Raw genomic sequence first — 16,697 nt, 5'->3', positions numbered from 1 at the left:
TTGTGGCATAAGCCTTCGCCGTCAAGCCTTGGCCGTCAAGGCTTGGGCGTCAAGTAAATATGCCTATTCCTCGTCGTTCCCAGGCGTCGGCCGCAGCATGAAATGGCCAAAGGCTGTGGCGATCGGCTTGGCGGGATCGTCCTGCCAGGCCCGCGCCTCGAAGGCGACGATGCGCCGTCCCTGCTTCACGATCGAGACATTGGCAAAGCTGTCGAGCGCGCGGCCGGAGCGCAGGTAATTGATCGTCAGCCCGATCGGCTTCGGCAGTGCGGCAGCGCCGAGCTCGCGCGTCACGCCGACGATCGCGGTGGTCTCGAGAAAGGCGCCGGTCATGCCACCATGGATCGCGGGCAGGATAGGGTTGCCAATAATCTTTGGCGAGAACGGCATCACCAGCGTGCCGTCGTCGCTGACGCCGATGCCGAGGCAGCGCGCGAATGGGCTATTGGCGAACGGGCCTGCCGGATCCTCCGGCGCCTCCAGCGTCGGGGCGGCGCGCGTATCCATTCTTCGGTCCGCGAGCATGTTGGTGCGGTTGGCGCCGATCATGAAACAGGCGGTGGCGGTTGCGACCGGATCGTCCTCGGAGTCCTGATAGGCCGTAGAGCGCACGAAGGCGATCGAGCGGGTGGTGCGGTAGCAGACCGAATGTGCCTTGATGTCGAGACCGGGCGTCGCGGGCTTCTGGTAGTCGATGCGCAGATCAAGCGTTGCGATCGCGCGCGTGCCGTCGAGCGCGAGCTGCACCGCCATGCCGCAGCTCTCGTCCAGCATCGCCGTGACGACCCCGCCGTGCAGCACGCCGGTCTCGGTATCGCCGACGAAGACCGGGCGGTAGGGCAGGCTGGACCAGGCCTCGCCCGGCGCAAAGCGATCGAGCTGCAGCCCGCTGATGTGGCCATAGTCGGAGCGGCGGCCCCTGATGGCCTCGGCAAGTTCCTCGAACGGCAGCCCGGTGCTCTGTGAAGTGGACATGGCGAGGTTCTAGACCAGTGGCGCCCGTCGTGCAAAACATCGCACGCGCCGCTGCGGGACAGGTCTGCCGGCCGGTTTGGCCTCGACAGAGGCTGGCCAAGCGCCGATGCTGGCCGTTCCGCTTGTCCACTGCCTGCAGGAGTGCCCATGGCCGACCCCGAAACACCCGCCACCAACCAGGGGCCCGTCACCATTTCGACCTCCAGCGCCGAGCGCGCTCCGGTCATCTATTTCGACGGCGCATCCTGTTTCGGGCACCACAACGGGGCGATCCAGATCGAGCTCGCGGCGAACCTGTTGATGCCGATCGGGGCCGCCGTCAGGGTCGACGTGGTTCAGACCGCACATCTGCGCTGCAGCCCGGCCGCGGCGCTGGCCTTGCGCGAAGCGCTCGACAAGGCGCTCGCCATGTATCAGCAGGGTCAGCAGCAACCGTCCGAGACGATCCCCGACGTGAAGAATTGAGGCCGATGGCGCGATCGCAAGTCGATGCGATCGCGCCCTGCTTAACCGACGTGCACCTTCGGCTTCTTGCCGCCGTTCCACTTGCCGTCGATGGCGCGCTCGATCTGGGCGGCGAGTTGCAGGAGCAAGCCATCATTGGCCTGCTTGGCGATCGCCTGGATGCCCAGCGGCAAGCCGTGTTCGTGCGTGGCCATCGGCAGCGAGATCGCGGGCATGCCGCAGAGATTGGCGAGCGGCGTGAAGGCGAAGTTGCGCCAGAGATTGCCGAACCAGTCCAGTACGTCCGGATTGTCGGAGATGGTGAGATATTCCTTCGTGCCGACCTTCGGCGTCGGCAGCGCGGTGACCGGCGTCAGGATGACGTCCCACTGCTCGAAGAACGCGCCGAAGCTGCGCGATGTCGTGTTGAACACGCCTTGCATCTTCGCCCGCTCGGCGAAGCTCGTGTGCCGCCCGGCTTCCCAAATCCTGATGTTGACGGGCTCGACCAGATCCTCCGGCGGCCGCTCCAGCCCACGTGTGGCGAGCATGTTGGAGATCACAACGGCAAAATTGGAGATGTAGCAGGTCGTCTGCGCATCGAAGGCGGCGCGGAAATCGAGCTCGGGCAGCGCGTAGTCGACGTGATGGCCGAGTCCTTCGAGGAAGCGGCCGGCCTTCTCCAGTTCGGCGGCGATGTGCGGCGTCGCGGTGTAGTCGCCCCAGGTGTGCGACAGCGCGATCCTGAGCTTTGCCGGATCGCGCTTGATCATTTCGCCGTAAGGCTGCGCCGTGGTCCAGAACGGCATGAACTCGCCCGGCGCCGGCCCGCGGGCATGATCGACGAAGGCGGCGGTGTCGCGGACGGAACGCGACTGGCAGCCCTGGATCGAGACGAGCCCGGTGAGATCGGACATCAGCGGCGCGAGCGAGAACACGCCTCGCGAAACCTTGAGTCCGATATTGCCGTTGACGCCGGCGGGAATGCGGATCGAGCCGCCGCCATCGGTCGCATGCGCGATCGGTACCACGCCGGCCGCGACCATCGCGGCGCTGCCCGCTGACGAGCCGCAGGTGGTGTAGTCGGTATCCCGGGGATTGCGCGTCACATAGACCGCCGGATTGTCGGCCGAACTGCACACGCCGAACTCCGGCGTCGTCGTCCGTCCGATCAAGTTGAGTCCCGCCTGGCGAAACTTGCCGGTCAGGAACGTATCTGCCGCCGCGCGATTGCCGCGCATCAACAGCGAGCCCATCTCCTGGAGCCGGCCCTTCATGGTCGGGCCGAGATCCTTCATCAGGAAGGGCAGGCCGGCGAACGGTCCGGAGAGATGGGCACCGTCCTTGGCCGGATCGATGATGACGTCGTCGAACAACTCGACCACGCCGGACAGCGCCGGATTGACCTTGGCGACGCCGGCAGCGGCCTGGCGCGCCAGTTCCTTCGGCGTCAGCTCACCGTTGCGGACGCGCGCCGCCAGCGCCATGCCATCGTGCTGCGCCCATTCACTCCAGCTCATCGGCAAAGTCATGCGATTCAATCCCTCTATGCGGCGCCACCCCGCACGCAGGGCTGCTGCGCTGATTCCGGCATGTTCGCAATTGCGGCGCCTCTGCCCTGGCGTCGCGCTTAGTTTTCCGCGAGCCGCGCGATCACCGCAACCGGCCCGCCGCCGGGCGGACCCTGGTGCTCGGCCCCGCCGGAGACATAGACCGCGCCGGTGCCGGCAAGGCCGCCGATCAGGCCGCCGACCGCGGCGCGGGCGTGGCGGGTCGAACTGATGTCGGTGTCTTCCAGCATGGTGTGGCGAAAGCCGCGTACGCTGCCGTTCGGCGACGCCTCGGCCTTGGCGAAGATGTTGACGAGCTCGCGGCCCGCGGTCGCCTGCGGCGCGATGCCAAGTCCCACGCTGTTGAGCGCTGAGATCACCGCGGTGGAGTCGATGGCGTCGCTCATCACGGCATGGCCGATCTCGAACTCGCTCGCCGATGAGGCCGAATTGCCGAGCACGATGACGACGTTGTGCATCAGCTCGATCCCAGCCGAGGTGGAGGCGACCGACGAGAACAGGTCGTAGCGCCGCAGCACGTCTTCGTCACGGATCTCGGACGCGATCTCGCCGAGCGCGACCGCGACCCCGAGCGCGGAGGCGCCGCGCGAATAGGCCATCGAGCCATAGGCGCTGGTCGTCGCCGTTGTGTTGCCGCGCGCGCCTGCGGCCTCGATGCGGTCGCTGGTGAGCAGCGGACACTTGATCTGCACGAAATGCACATCAGTGGGATCGACGATCCCGGCATCGTCCATCGCGGCTTTCACAGCCTTGGCCGTCTCCGCGATCTGCGCGGAGCGTCCGAGTTCCTCGGGAAGAAAATCCCGCGTGTGCGCCATGCCGATGCTCAGCCGTTTGCTGGACACGCCTGCCGTTCCTTGCTCGGCTTCGCGTCGCGTAAACACAGTGATGTGCGGGCTGAGCACGCCCTCGGTACCGCCGGACATCACGAAGGCGATGCGCTGCTCGACCTCCTCTGGGGACAGGTGGAGACAGGGCGCCAGCGCCGTGCACAGCGCGGCAACCGCATATTCCCGCGTGAAATCGTTGACGCCGCCATTGCCCTCGGTCTTGCCGAGGATCGCCAGGATCGATGTCGGATCGATCGCGCCGGACTCGATCATGGTCATGAGGCCGGAGGCGTCGCCGGGGCCCTTGGTGGCAATCCGAACGACGCCAACCGATGTGGTGCGCATTGCAGTCCTCGCATGCTGTTCTGGTGCCGGCGAGTCAACCAGCCGCGGAACAGAGGCGCCTGTCAAGATGTCGAGAAGATCCCCGACGTTCGTCCTGCCGAAAGCCAGGACGACAGCGGAGTATGTGCGCCGTCTTCGTCCATCCAAACGAATGTGGCGAGATCGCATCAAAGCAACAAAAAAATCCCCTGTCGACGGTTCTGCGCTGTACCTTGATGAATCAACCTCGATTGGTTCATAAGCGGCGTCCCGCGGCCGGTGGTTCGGTTCTGGCCGCGTGCTTGGAGAGGGATTCTCGCGTGGCGAATATCAACCAGAAGATTGCGCAGGAGCTTGGGGTTCGAGCGGAGCAGGTCGAGGCGGCGGTGACGCTGCTCGACGGCGGCGCCACGGTTCCCTTCATCGCCCGCTACCGCAAGGAAGCGACCGGTGCGCTCGACGACACGCAATTGCGCACTCTGGAAGAGCGTCTCGTCTACCTGCGCGAGCTCGAAGACCGCCGCAAGGCCATCCTCGAATCGGTCCGCGAGCAGGGCAAGCTCGATGCTGCACTTGAAGCCGCCATCCTCGCCGCCGACAGCAAGGCGCGCCTCGAAGACATCTATCTGCCGTTCAAGCCGAAGCGCCGCACCAAGGCCGAGATCGCCAAGGAAGCGGGCCTCGAGCCGCTGGCCAACCAGCTCATGGCAGAGCCCGGAGACGATCCGAAGGTCGTTGCGGAAGCCTACGTAAACGCCGAGAAGGGTGTCGCGGATGCTGCCGCCGCGCTCGACGGTGCCCGCGCCATCCTGGTCGAGCGCTTCGACGAGGACGCCGACCTGATCGGAAGCTTGCGTGAAGAGATGTGGACAAACGCGCGCATGGCTTCCACCGTGCGCCAGGGCAAGAAGACCGAGGGCGAAAAATTCGCGGACTACTTTGAGTTCTCCGAGCCGCTGACGAAGCTGCCCTCGCACCGCATCCTCGCGATGTTCCGCGGCGAAAAGGAAGAAATCCTCGATCTCCAGATCCAGGCCGAGGCCGAAGCGCCGCCGCCGGGCGTGCCGAGCGCCTATGAACTGAAGATCATGAAGCGGTTCGGTATCGCCGACCTGAAGCGCGCGGGCGATCGCTGGCTGATCGACACCGTGCGCTGGGCCTGGCGCACCAAGATCCAGGTGCATCTCAACATCGATCTGCGCATGCGGCTGTGGAACGCGGCCGAGACCGAGGCCGTGCGCGTATTCGCCTCGAACCTGCGCGACCTGCTGCTGGCCGCACCCGCCGGCACCCGCGTCACCATGGGCTTGGATCCCGGCTACCGCACCGGCGTCAAGGTCGCCGTCATCGACGCGACCGGCAAGGTGGTCGATACCACCGCGATCTACCCGCACGAGCCGCAGCGGCAGTGGAACGAGTCGCTCGCAACCCTCGGCAGGCTCGCGCTGAAGCATCGCGTCGAGCTGATCGCGATCGGCAACGGCACCGCCTCGCGTGAGACCGACAAGCTCGCGACCGAGCTCGTCAAAGGCCTGGCCGAACTGAAGATGACCAAGATCGTGGTGTCGGAAGCCGGTGCGTCGGTCTACTCGGCCTCCGCCTTTGCCTCGCAGGAACTGCCCGGACTGGACGTCACCCTGCGCGGTGCGGTCTCGATCGCCCGCCGCCTCCAGGATCCGCTCGCCGAGCTGGTCAAGATCGAGCCCAAGGCAATCGGCGTCGGACAGTATCAGCACGACCTCGGCCAGGCCAAGCTCGCCAAGTCGCTCGACGCCGTGGTCGAAGACTGCGTGAACGCCGTCGGCGTCGACGTCAACACCGCCTCCGCGCCGCTGCTGGCGCGGGTGTCGGGCGTGGGCGCTGGCCTTGCACAGAGCATCGTGCAGCATCGCGATGCCAATGGCCCGTTCAAGTCGCGCAAGGCGCTCAAGGACGTCCCGCGGCTCGGGCCGAAGGCATTCGAGCAATGCGCCGGCTTTTTGCGCATTCTCGGCGGCGAGGATCCGCTCGACGCGTCCGGCGTGCATCCGGAAGCCTATCCGGTGGTGCGCAGAATTCTCAGCGCCACCAAGAGCGACATCAAGGCGCTGATCGGCAACAGCGATATTGTCCGCACGCTGAAGCCGAAAGATTATGTCGACGAAACCTTCGGCCTGCCGACGGTCACCGACATCCTGCGCGAACTGGAGAAGCCCGGCCGCGACCCGCGCCCGGCATTCAAGGCGGCGGTGTTCAAGGACGGCGTCGAGGAGATCAAGGATCTGAAGAAAGGCATGATCCTCGAGGGCACCGTGACCAACGTCGCCGCCTTCGGTGCCTTCGTCGACATCGGCGTGCACCAGGACGGCCTCGTGCACATCTCGGCGATGTCGAAAACCTTCATCAAGGATCCGCGCGAGGTGGTGAAGCCCGGCGACATCGTCAAGGTCAAGGTTCTGGATTTCGAGGTCGCGCGCAAGCGCATCTCGCTGACGCTGCGTCTCGACGACGAGGTCGGTGCAAAGAAGGACGCCCCTGGCATGCAGCGCGACAATTCGCGCAACACCGCTCGCATGACCTCGTCGGCGCCGCGCAAGCAGGAGTCTTCCGGCGGCGGCGCGCTCGCCGAGGCGTTGCGCCGCGCAGCCGAGAAGAGCGGACGCGGCAAGCCGGTGTGAGGAGAGCGTTGCTCTCAACCTCGCCCCGTACCACCGGGAGAGGCCGTCGTTTCTGACTTCCGCGTCATAAACTGGCGCATTTGTAATTTGATGGAGACGGCATATTCGCCTCTCCTGATCCTCCTCGTGCGGCGAGGCTACCGCTGCACTGCTAGGAGGATTTTCCGATGAACAACAGGCTTCTCACAGGTCTCGTCGCCGCGGCAGTTGCTGCGACGCTGGCGGTCGCGTCGCCCGTTCTCGCGCGCGGCGGCGGCGGTTTTGGCGGTGGCGGTGGCGGCCATGGCGGCTTTGGCGGTGGCGGCTTTGGCGGCGGCCATGGCGGCTTTGGTGGCGGTGGGCATTTCGGTGGTGGTGGCATGCACGTCGGTGGTATGGGTGGCGGCATGCATGTCGGCGGTATGGGGGGCGGCATGCGAGTGGGCGGTATGGGCGGAGCTCGTTTCGGTGGCGCCCGCTTCGCCGGTGCGCCGATGGCGCGTTTCGCGGGTTCGCCGATGGCCGCCCGCGCCGCCATCGGGCCGCGCTTTGCCGGTGCGCCGTTCGCGACCCGTGCGGCCTTCGGCCCGCGGTTCGCCGGCAGGGCATTTCACGGCAGGCCCTTCATCGGCCGCCACGCCTTCTTCTTCCGCCATCATCGCTTCCACCGGTTCGCCTTCTTCGGCGCGCCCTTCGTCTACGCCAGCTATTACGACGACGGCTGCTGGCGGAGGAGCTGGACGCCCTACGGCTGGCAATGGGTCAATGTGTGCGGGGATTATTTGTACTAACATCGCCGTACCATTGTCGCGATCGCCACCGGGCAGTTCCGCTCAGCCCCAGACCGGGATAGTCTGGTGGCGACCGTCGCGCGGAGTTCGTCATGACCGGAGGTCACCGCCGCATCCTGGTCGTCGAGGACGACCCGGAAACCGCAGGCCAGCTCGCCGAGGAGCTGACGACCTCGGGTTATGAGGTCGATCTCGCCGCGACCGGCCGCGAAGCGCTGAGCCACGGTGCCGCGCGCGACTATGCGGTGATCACGATCGACCGCATGCTGCCCGATATCGACGGCATCACCGTGATGCGGCAGTTGCGCGACGACGGCGTTGCCGCGCCCTTCCTGATCATCTCCGCGCTCGGTGAGGTCGACGATCGCGTGCGGGGCCTGCGCGCCGGCGGCGACGACTATCTCGTCAAGCCGTTTTCCTTCGTCGAACTGCTGGCGCGGCTCGAGGCGCTCGGCCGCCGCAGCGAGACCATCGCCAAGGAGACGATCTTGCGGGTCGGCGATCTCGCCATCGACCTGATTGCGCGCTGCGCCAGCCGCCGCGGCCGGAAGATCCCGCTGCTGCCGCGCGAGTTCCAGCTCCTAGAATATCTCGTCCGTAACGAGGGCCGCGTCGTGTCCCGTGCGATGCTGCTCCAGCACGTCTGGGACCTGCATTTCGATCCCTCCACCAATATCATTGACGTCTATGTCGGCCGCGTCCGCCGCAAGGTCGACGATAGCCAGGCCTATCCGCTGATCCACACCATCCGCGGCATCGGATATTGCCTCCGTGCTCCTGGCTAAGACGCTCCGCTCCTCGACCTTTCGCCTGGCGCTGATCGCGATCGCGGCGTTCGGGCTGATCGTCGCGGCGATCATGGCCTATGTCTATTTCGGAACGCTCGGCTATGTGCGGAGCCGGCTCGGCGAAGTCGGCGATCACGACGGCTTCACGGCGATGATCGAGCTCGCAATGATCGCGGTCGCGATCCTGCTCCTGGTGCTGGCCGGGCTCGCCGCGGTGCTGGTGACGCGGCGCACGGTGGGGCGGATCGAAGAGATCAATGCGACCAGTCGTGCCATCATGCTCGCCGGTCTCGACCGGCGGATTCCCCTGCGCGGCAGCCATGATGAATGGGACCGCGTCGCGGAGAACCTCAATCTGATGCTGGATCGCATCGAGACGCTGATGGGCGAGGTCAAGCAGGTCAGCGACAACGTCGCCCACGACCTGCGCACGCCGCTGACGCGCATGCGCGGCCGGCTGGAAAAGGCCTATCACACCCCGCGTAACAGCGAGGCCGACGCGACGTTGATCGGCGACACCATCGCCGATCTCGACGCCGTGCTCGGCATGTTCGCTTCGATCACGCGAATATCCGAGATCGAGACTCGCGCCCGCAGGAGCGCCTTTCGCGCGCTCAACCTCGCCGAGCTCGCCGGCGAGGTCGTCGAACTCTATGACGCCGCTGCCGAGCAGGTTTCGACGCGCCTTAGCCTGGTCGGTGATCGCGAGGTGTCGGTCACGGGCGATCGCGACCTCTTGTTCGACGCCATCGCAAATCTCGTCGACAACGCGATCAAGCACGGCCGCGCGGGTGGACAGGTGACCGTGACCTGCCGGCACTCCGGCGGCGGTGCGGTGATTGCGATTGCCGATGATGGCCCCGGCATTCCGCCGGACCAACGCGACCACGTTTTCAAGCGCTTCTACAGGCTCGAGCAGAGCCGCTACACGCCCGGTAACGGCCTGGGCCTAAGCCTTGTTGCCGCGATTGCGCGCCTGCATGGCGCCGAAATTGCACTGCGCGACAGTACGCCAGGGCTGACGATCCAGCTTCAGTTCCCGGTACCGTCAGCGCAATAGGTCCCGATGCGCCTACAGATTGATCACGCCGCGGCGCGCTGCATGAGCGACCGCGTCGGTGCGGCCGGTGGCATCGAGCTTGTCGAGCAGCGAGCCGACATGGAATTTCACGGTGTGAACGGAAATGCCGAGCTGGCGCGCGATCATCTTGTTCGAAGCGCCCTCCGCCATCAGCGCCAGTACGGCGAGCTCGCGCTGCGTCAGCGCGAAGTCGTCGGCCATGCCGGGCGCGGTGCGCGCGACCACGGTCGCGGTGGCCTGCTCGCCGGGACCGGCGAGCCGCAGTCCCGCGACGCCACCGAGGATCGCGGCAAGGCGATCGGCGAGGGCGGGATCGTCGATCGCAAGCGCCAGCACGATCTCCGGCGTGATGTCGTCGCTCACGCCTCGGGCCTTTCGCCGACGGTGACCTTGAAGTTGACCGGCTCACCGCCGCGGCGCACCGCGACATCGACCACCGCGCCGACGCTGGCGGGCCCGAGCGTCCGCGACAGCGCGCGCACCCCAACGAGCTTTTGATCGTTGACGGCCACGATCACGTCGCCCTGGCGGATGCCGGCCGCCGCGGAAGGCCCGGCCTTGTCGACATTCATCACCATCGCACCGATGCCATCGTCGAGCCGCACCGGCTGGAGTCCGAGGCCAAGATATCCGCGGGCGATGTGGCCGCGCGTCTCGAGCTGTGTGGCGACGCGCTCGATCGTTGCCGTCGGGATCACCAGCACGCGTCGCGGGCCGAGCACGGCCATGCCGAAGGCTTCACCCGCCGCATTCAGCGCGAGCCCGCCCTCCTGGCTCGGACGCAGGCGAACGTCGAGCTCGATCCGCGCGTCGATGTCGCCGCCGCGCAGGCTGCGCCAGCCCTGGCCGGCGGCCGACACCAGGCCGAGGCTGGCTGACGGCGCACCGCGGTCGGTTGCGACCACGATCGAGAGCGCGCCAAGCGCCGGGACCGTGGCGGCGAGCTTGACCGGGGCAATGTCTGTGCTGGCGCGGAGCACGGCGATATCGGTCGTATGGTCGCGGCCGGCGATGGTTGCGGCCACCGCGGTGCCGTCGGCCAGCCTGATCTCGACCTCGCCCTCGTCCGCCAGCGCCTCGTCGGCGGTGATGATGAGGCCGGGCTTCCAGACGAAGCCGGACGCGCGAGCGCGATGCGAATGCACGGAGACGATGGAAGGGGTGCAGCGCGCCACGACATCCGCGAGCGCGCACGATAGCGCGGAGAGGGGGGTGACGTCGGTCATGGACAACTCCTGTCTGTTGTCCTCAATCTGGGATGCCGCGGGCGATCCGGAAACTGGCCGGATGGTCAGGACTGGCCTTCGTTGCCGTCTCCCGTATTGCCCCGGTCGACGCAGTTGTGATTGGGACCCGTTCACGGGACCGTGTAGCAATCCGTCCGACATTGTGGCCGACGGCCTCACGGATCTTCAGGGAGAGCCTTAACCCATGACCATCGATCTCACCCGCCGCACCCTGCTTTACCTCGCCGGTGCGACGTCGCTTGCAGCCGCCGCTGCGGGCGCAGCGCGCGCCGAGGGCAATCCGGTGGGCGCCGGACCGACCTATGCCAGCCGCACGCCGATGCGGGTCGGCATGGTGACGTTGCGGGTCAAAAATCTGGATGTGGTTGCGGATTACTACCGCGACGTGCTCGGGCTCACCGTGATGGAGCGCGCGGCGAGCTCGGCTCAACTCGGCACCGCCGGAATCCCGCTGCTCGTGCTGGAGGCCCGTCCCGACGCCGCGATCGAGCCGCGCAACTCGGCCGGCCTCTACCACACCGCCTTCCTGATGCCGACGCGCAAGGATCTGGCGCGCTGGCTGGTCCATGCCGCCTCGCGTCGCGTGCCGCTGTCCGGCTTCGCCGATCATCTTGTCAGCGAATCCGTCTATCTCGACGATCCCGAAGGCAACGGCATCGAGGTCTATGCCGACCGCGATCCCTCGCAATGGCACTGGAGCGAGGGCAGCGTGAAGATGGCGACCGACGAGCTCAACATCCCCGATCTGCTGTCGCTGACCAATCCGCGCGTCAGCGACTATGCCAAGGCGCCGGACGGCCTGCGCATCGGCCACATGCATTTGCGTGTCGGCGATCTCGCAAAAGCCGAGAGCTTCTATCACGGCACGGTCGGGCTCGACCCGACCCGCCGCCGCAACGGTGCATCGTTCCTGTCATCGGGCCGCTATCACCATCACCTCGGCATGAACGTCTGGCAGAGCCAGGGCGCCGGTCGACGCGACGACAGCGCGACAGGCCTCGCATGGTTCTCGCTGGTGACGGAGAAGCAGGAACTGCTCGCCGCGCAGGAGGAGCGTCTGCGCAAGGGTGGTGCGCAAGTCACGGCGCTTGCGAATGGCGTGGAGGCGATCGATCCCTGGGGCACACGGGTGCGGCTCATCAAGGTATAGCCGGCTCGCGCGCGAACGGCTGCTGGCGTTCGCTTGCCGGCCCTTCGGCGTCATGTTAGCACCGCCGGTGTCGCGCGAGCGATGCCCGATCTGCCGGATCATTCCCTGACATGCCCGATTTCCACGGCGTCTTTCCCTATCTCGTCTCGCCCGTTAATGCCGACGGCACAGTTCGCACGAATGTCCTCGGCAGGCTCTGCGACGATTTGATCGGTACCGGGGTGCACGGACTGACGCCGTTGGGATCGACCGGCGAGTTCGCGTATCTCAATGCGGCACAGCGTACCGCTGTGGTGCAGACCACCGTCGAGGCCGCGAAGGGCCGCGTGCCTGTCGTGGCCGGTGTCGCCTCGACCTCGACTGCAGATGCGGTGGCACAGGCAAAGGCGTATCAGATGCTCGGCGCCGATGGCATCCTCGCGATTCTGGAAGCCTATTTCCCGCTCGCCGACGCGCAGGTCGAATCCTACTTCCGCAGCATCGCGGATGCCGTCGACATTCCCGTCGTCATCTACACCAATCCGCAATTCCAACGCTCCGACCTGACGCTCGACGTCATCGCGCGCCTCGCCGAGCACCCGCGCATCGGCTACATCAAGGATGCCTCGACCAACACCGGCCGGCTGCTATCGATCATGAATCGCTGCGGCAATCGCTTGCGCGTGTTCTCGGCCTCGGCCCACATCCCGGCGGCCGTGATGCTGATCGGTGGTGTCGGCTGGATGGCGGGCCCGGCCTGCATCATCCCGCGCCAGAGCGTCGCGCTCTACGATCTCTGCAGGGCCGGCCGTTGGGACGAGGCCATGGCGCTCCAGCGCAGGCTGTGGCGCATCAACGAAGCCTTCGCCCGGTTCAATCTCGCAGCCTGCATCAAGGCGGGCCTTTCGATCCAGGGCTACGACGTCGGCGACCCCATCCCGCCGCAGGCCGCGCTTAATGCCGAGCAGCGCAAGCTTGTGGAAACGGCATTGCGGGAGCTGGCGTAGGTCGTGATCTGGCGACACGTCTACGCTACCCGACCGAGTTATTCATTGCTGACGACTGGGCCCGAGACAAAAGGTCACTGCTCCATCCCAATTCCTGGTCGGACTTGAAACCTCTGCGCGTCTGCAGCGTTGCTGCGAGAGCCACGTTTGGGCGGGCTCAGATGCACCTCGAGTTCAACGATCTTCAATTTTGTTTCCGGTAGCCGGCATGGACCGTCGCCTCGGAATCGCTGCGTCAATATTGGCAATCGTGTTGCTCCTGGCGACCGCCACGAAAATCCATTTTGCGCCATGGACGAGCCCTGTCGCCCGCGCGGTTGAGCCACGCGGTCCACTCTCGGATGCCGAGAGAGCGAGCATCGAAATCTTCGACCGCGTATCTCCATCGGTCGTTCAGGTCGCAGCGAGATCTGCGGCCAGCCCGCTGATGGAAGAGGAAGGGCGCGCCGCCTCCGGCACTGGATTTGTCTGGGACAATGATGGTCACATCGTCACCAATAATCATGTGGTCGAGAATGCCAACGAAGTCGCGGTTCGCTTCGCATCGGGCGAGGTCACGAAGGTCGACCTGATCGGGACAGCGCCGAACTACGATCTTGCCGTGCTCCGCATCAGGAGCGTGCGCCAACTGCCCCCGCCCGTGGCACTCGGCAGCTCGAGCGATCTGAGGGTGGGCCAATCGGCCTTTGCCATCGGCAATCCCTTTGGCCTCGATGAATCGATGACGAGCGGGATCATCAGCGCGTTGAAGCGCCGGTTGCCAACTAGTGCAGGGCGCGAGATCTCCAACGTGATCCAGACCGATGCCGCGATCAATCCCGGTAATTCGGGCGGACCATTGCTCGATTCGGCGGGCCGGCTGATCGGCGTCACCTCGGCCATCATCTCCCCGTCGGGGTCAAACGCCGGCATTGGCTTTGCCATTCCGATCGATGTGGTGAATCGGGTGGTCCCCCAGCTCATCAAGAATGGGCGGGTACCGACTCCTGGCATTGGTATCGTCACGGCGAATGAGGATGTCGCCACACGCATCGGTGTCGAGGGGCTGATTGTGGTTCGCACGTCGCCCGGCAGCCCAGCCGAACGCGCAGGCATACGCGGGGTGAATTTCACGACGGGGGCGCTCGGTGACGTCATCACGGAAGCCGATGGCAAGCCGGTGCGCCGGATGTCCGATCTTACGGACCAGCTCGAGCAGCTCGGGACGGGACGCTCGGTGCGATTGACCGTCAAGCACGGCTCCGAAACGCGCGACGTCAATGTTGACATTGTCGACGTCAGCCGATCCTAGCCGTCCAATCGTATGTTCGCCCGTGCATGGCGCCCATGCACCGCGCGCCCATCGGGCTCATCGAGTTGTCTCGCCGGGGAAATCCGCTAAAACCCGCCCGTCAAATCTGACTTGAGGAATACAACGGAATGAACATTCTTCCCGGCAATTTGCGTTTCGGAGCAGGGCAGCCCGTCAAGCGTTTGGAAGACCAGCGACTGCTTACCGGGAAGGGACAGTTCATCGACGACAAGCCGGAGGATGGCGCGCTGTGGCTGCACGTGCTGCGCTCGCCGCATGCTCACGCCAAGATCGTCTCGATCGACACCAGCGCCGCGGCGGCAATGCCGGGCGTCACAGCCGTTTATACTGGCGCCGACCTCATCAAGGACGACATCGGCAGCATCCCGACCCTGAATATCTTCAAGCGCCCCGACGGCAAGCCGATGACTGTGCCGCCGCGTCGCCTGCTCGCCCATGAGGTCGTGCGCTACGGCGGCGAGGCGGTGGCGGCGGTCGTTGCGTCGTCCCGCGTACTGGCCCAGACCGCGGCCGAAGCGATCGTGGTCGAGTACGACGTGCAGCCGGCTGTGGTCGATCCCGTCGAAGCCGTAAAACCGGGCGCGCCCGTGGTGTGGCCGGAGGCGCCCGACAACATCGTCGGCGCAATGAGCTATGGCGACGCCGCCAAGGTCGACGAGGCCTTCGCGAAGGCCGCGCACACGGTCGAGCTCGACATCGTCAGCCAGCGTCTCGTGCCCTCGGCGATGGAGCCGCGCTCGACCATTGCCGAGATCGACAAGACGTCCGGACGCCTCCTGCTGCACGTGCAGTCGCAGACGCCGGCTTCGACCCGCGACGTGCTGGCGGAAGCCGTGCTCAAGCGTCCCAAGGACAGCGTGCGCGTGCTTGTCGGCGACATCGGCGGCGGTTTTGGCCAGAAGACCAACCTCTATCCCGAGGACGGCATCGTCGCCTATGCCGCGACCAAGCTGAACAAGAAGATCCGCTGGCGCGGCGACCGCACCGACGAGTTCGTCAGCGGCACCCATGGCCGCGACCTCACCTCGACCGCGTCGTTCGCGCTGGATGAGAAGGGCAAGGTGCTGGCCTATCGCGTCAAGTCCATCGGCTGCACCGGCGCCTATTCCTCGGGGGCGGCCAACATCATCCCGCTGGTGCTCGGTCCCTTCGTGCAGACCGGCGTCTACGACCTGCCGCTGGTGCATTTCGAAGTGAAGACGGTGATGACCCACACCGCACCGGTCGGCGCCTATCGCGGCGCAGGTCGGCCCGAGGCCGTCTTCATCGTCGAACGCCTGTTTGACGCTGCCGCCCGAAAGATCGGCATGGATCCGCGTGCGATCCGCAAAGTGAACTACATCAAGCCGGCCCAGCTCCCCTACACCAACGCGGCCGGCCAGGTCTATGATTCCGGCGCCTTCGCGCACATGCTCGACCGCGCCACCAAGCTTGCCGACTGGGACGGCTTTGCCGCGCGCAAGAGGGCCGCGAAGAAGAAGGGCCTGCTCTACGGTCGCGGACTCACCTCCTACATCGAATGGACCGGCGGTCGCGCGCATACCGAGAAAGTCAGCCTGCATGCGACCTCGCAGGGCCGCGTCATCCTTCATTCCGGCACCCAGGCAATGGGGCAGGGCCTGCAGACCACCTACACCCAGATGATCTCCGACACGCTCGGCATCCCCATGGACAAGATCGACGTCGTCCAGGGCGACACCGATCTTGCGATGGGCTTCGGCAGCGTCGGCTCGCGTTCTCTGTTCGTCGGCGGCACCGCGGTCGCCGTCTCCTCCAACGACCTGATCCAGAAAGCGCGCGAGAAGGCGGCCAACGTGCTCGAGACGTCGGTCGAGGACATCGAATATCAGGGCGGCATGCTCACCGTGGTCGGCACCGACCGCCGCATCGGCCTGTTCGAGCTCGCCGAGAAAGAAGGCGGCGCCAAGCTCAGCGTCGATTCGGAAGGTGAGGTCGACGGGCCGAGCTGGCCGAACGGCACGCATATCTGCGAGGTCGAGATCGACCCCGAGACCGGCGTGTCGCGCGTCGTGCGCTACACCACGGTCGACGACGTCGGCGTGGCCGTGAACCCGATGCTGGTGACGGGCCAGATCCACGGCGGCGTCGCGCAGGGCATCGGCCAGGCGCTCTATGAAGGCGTGTCCTATGATGCGGATGGCCAGCTCCTCACCGCGAGCTACCAGGACTACTGCATCCCGCGCGCCGACGACGTTCCGCCGATCGTCGTGACGCTGGACGATTCAGCGCCCTGCCGCACCAATCCGCTCGGCGCCAAGGGCTGCGGCGAATCCGGCGCCATCGGCGGCCCGCCCTGCGTCACCAACGGCGTGATGGACGCGCTCGCCGAGCTTGGCATCACCCAGCTCAACACCCCGCTTACGCCGCAGAAGATCTGGCAGGCGATCAGGGACGCGAAGGCGGGTTAGCTCGTCATTATCAACTCGTCGTCCCGGACTTCGCTGCGCTTGTCCGGGACGACGGTGGAGAACGCAGGGCGACGATACTGCGCCGGGATTTTGTCCAGTCTGGAGTGCCGAGAGTACGCGCAGCTCGGTCATC

14 protein-coding genes are annotated in these 16,697 nt (G+C 66.0%); 9 read left to right on the top strand and 5 right to left on the bottom strand.

Annotated elements, in window-relative coordinates; translation table 11 throughout:
• Window positions 1–63: 63 nt before the first annotated feature.
• On the bottom strand, window positions 64–975 hold the full coding sequence (locus MTX21_RS19570) for a hotdog domain-containing protein (protein WP_280966387.1): 912 nt from the start codon (window positions 973–975) through the stop codon (window positions 64–66).
• A 147-nt stretch (window positions 976–1,122) separates the two neighbouring features.
• Between MTX21_RS19570 and MTX21_RS19565 the strand changes: the two genes are divergently transcribed.
• Window positions 1,123–1,440, top strand: a complete 318-nt coding sequence (locus tag MTX21_RS19565; protein WP_280966386.1) for a hypothetical protein — start codon at window positions 1,123–1,125, stop codon at window positions 1,438–1,440.
• A gap of 41 nt (window positions 1,441–1,481) precedes the next feature.
• Here MTX21_RS19565 and MTX21_RS19560 read toward each other — a convergent pair whose 3' ends face one another.
• Window positions 1,482–2,951, bottom strand: a complete 1,470-nt coding sequence (locus MTX21_RS19560; protein ID WP_280966385.1) for an amidase — start codon at window positions 2,949–2,951, stop codon at window positions 1,482–1,484.
• A gap of 98 nt (window positions 2,952–3,049) precedes the next feature.
• Window positions 3,050–4,165 carry a ring-opening amidohydrolase gene (locus MTX21_RS19555; RefSeq protein ID WP_280966384.1) on the bottom strand — a complete coding sequence of 372 codons (1,116 nt, stop codon included), beginning with the start codon at window positions 4,163–4,165 and terminating at the stop codon, window positions 3,050–3,052.
• A gap of 299 nt (window positions 4,166–4,464) precedes the next feature.
• On the opposite strand from MTX21_RS19555, the gene MTX21_RS19550 reads away from it, so the two are divergent.
• From MTX21_RS19550 to MTX21_RS19535, 4 genes are all read left to right on the top strand, one after another.
• A complete protein-coding gene (locus tag MTX21_RS19550) occupies window positions 4,465–6,801 on the top strand; it encodes a Tex family protein (protein WP_280966383.1) in 2,337 nt (778 codons plus the stop codon).
• Window positions 6,802–6,968: 167 nt separating this feature from the next.
• A complete protein-coding gene (locus MTX21_RS19545) occupies window positions 6,969–7,571 on the top strand; it encodes a hypothetical protein (protein ID WP_280966382.1) in 603 nt (200 codons plus the stop codon).
• A 92-nt stretch (window positions 7,572–7,663) separates the two neighbouring features.
• Window positions 7,664–8,356: a response regulator transcription factor gene (locus MTX21_RS19540; protein WP_280966381.1), complete on the top strand. Its 693-nt coding sequence runs from the start codon at window positions 7,664–7,666 to the stop codon at window positions 8,354–8,356.
• The gene (locus MTX21_RS19535; protein ID WP_280966380.1) at window positions 8,343–9,419 is read left to right on the top strand and encodes a HAMP domain-containing sensor histidine kinase; all 1,077 of its coding nucleotides are present in this window, start codon (window positions 8,343–8,345) and stop codon (window positions 9,417–9,419) included. Before MTX21_RS19540 ends, MTX21_RS19535 begins: the two co-directional genes overlap by 14 nt.
• A gap of 12 nt (window positions 9,420–9,431) precedes the next feature.
• Here MTX21_RS19535 and MTX21_RS19530 read toward each other — a convergent pair whose 3' ends face one another.
• Both MTX21_RS19530 and MTX21_RS19525 read right to left on the bottom strand, forming a co-directional pair.
• Window positions 9,432–9,803 (bottom strand): helix-turn-helix transcriptional regulator, encoded by a 372-nt coding sequence (locus tag MTX21_RS19530; protein WP_280966379.1) that lies wholly within the window; start codon window positions 9,801–9,803, stop codon window positions 9,432–9,434.
• Window positions 9,800–10,666: a S1C family serine protease gene (locus tag MTX21_RS19525; RefSeq protein WP_280966378.1), complete on the bottom strand. Its 867-nt coding sequence runs from the start codon at window positions 10,664–10,666 to the stop codon at window positions 9,800–9,802. Before MTX21_RS19525 ends, MTX21_RS19530 begins: the two co-directional genes overlap by 4 nt.
• A gap of 205 nt (window positions 10,667–10,871) precedes the next feature.
• Here MTX21_RS19525 and MTX21_RS19520 point away from each other — a divergent pair, with 205 nt between their 5' ends.
• The 4 genes from MTX21_RS19520 (at window position 10,872) to MTX21_RS19505 (ending at window position 16,564) form a co-directional block, all read left to right on the top strand.
• Window positions 10,872–11,837, top strand: a complete 966-nt coding sequence (locus MTX21_RS19520; protein WP_280966377.1) for a VOC family protein — start codon at window positions 10,872–10,874, stop codon at window positions 11,835–11,837.
• 110 nt (window positions 11,838–11,947) lie between these two features.
• Complete coding sequence (locus MTX21_RS19515) at window positions 11,948–12,823, top strand: dihydrodipicolinate synthase family protein (RefSeq protein WP_280966376.1); 876 nt, start codon at window positions 11,948–11,950, stop codon at window positions 12,821–12,823.
• 208 nt (window positions 12,824–13,031) lie between these two features.
• A complete protein-coding gene (locus MTX21_RS19510; RefSeq protein ID WP_280966375.1) occupies window positions 13,032–14,114 on the top strand; it encodes a trypsin-like peptidase domain-containing protein in 1,083 nt (360 codons plus the stop codon).
• Window positions 14,115–14,242: 128 nt separating this feature from the next.
• A complete protein-coding gene (locus MTX21_RS19505) occupies window positions 14,243–16,564 on the top strand; it encodes a xanthine dehydrogenase family protein molybdopterin-binding subunit (RefSeq protein ID WP_280966374.1) in 2,322 nt (773 codons plus the stop codon).
• The last annotated feature ends 133 nt before the right edge of the window (window positions 16,565–16,697 follow it).

This window comes from Bradyrhizobium sp. ISRA430 (genome assembly GCF_029909975.1).
GTDB lineage: Bacteria > Pseudomonadota > Alphaproteobacteria > Rhizobiales > Xanthobacteraceae > Bradyrhizobium.
This window is presented reverse-complemented; position numbering and strand designations above follow the sequence as displayed.

Coding starts and splice junctions, on each gene's coding strand:
- MTX21_RS19520 (WP_280966377.1), top strand. CDS start 10,872: ATGACCATCGATCTCACCCGCCGCACCCTGCTTTACCTCGCCGGTGCG.
- MTX21_RS19510 (WP_280966375.1), top strand. CDS start 13,032: ATGGACCGTCGCCTCGGAATCGCTGCGTCAATATTGGCAATCGTGTTG.
- MTX21_RS19515 (WP_280966376.1), top strand. CDS start 11,948: ATGCCCGATTTCCACGGCGTCTTTCCCTATCTCGTCTCGCCCGTTAAT.
- MTX21_RS19565 (WP_280966386.1), top strand. CDS start 1,123: ATGGCCGACCCCGAAACACCCGCCACCAACCAGGGGCCCGTCACCATT.
- MTX21_RS19505 (WP_280966374.1), top strand. CDS start 14,243: ATGAACATTCTTCCCGGCAATTTGCGTTTCGGAGCAGGGCAGCCCGTC.
- MTX21_RS19525 (WP_280966378.1), bottom strand. CDS start 10,666: ATGACCGACGTCACCCCCCTCTCCGCGCTATCGTGCGCGCTCGCGGAT.
- MTX21_RS19555 (WP_280966384.1), bottom strand. CDS start 4,165: ATGCGCACCACATCGGTTGGCGTCGTTCGGATTGCCACCAAGGGCCCC.
- MTX21_RS19545 (WP_280966382.1), top strand. CDS start 6,969: ATGAACAACAGGCTTCTCACAGGTCTCGTCGCCGCGGCAGTTGCTGCG.
- MTX21_RS19560 (WP_280966385.1), bottom strand. CDS start 2,951: ATGACTTTGCCGATGAGCTGGAGTGAATGGGCGCAGCACGATGGCATG.
- MTX21_RS19540 (WP_280966381.1), top strand. CDS start 7,664: ATGACCGGAGGTCACCGCCGCATCCTGGTCGTCGAGGACGACCCGGAA.
- MTX21_RS19570 (WP_280966387.1), bottom strand. CDS start 975: ATGTCCACTTCACAGAGCACCGGGCTGCCGTTCGAGGAACTTGCCGAG.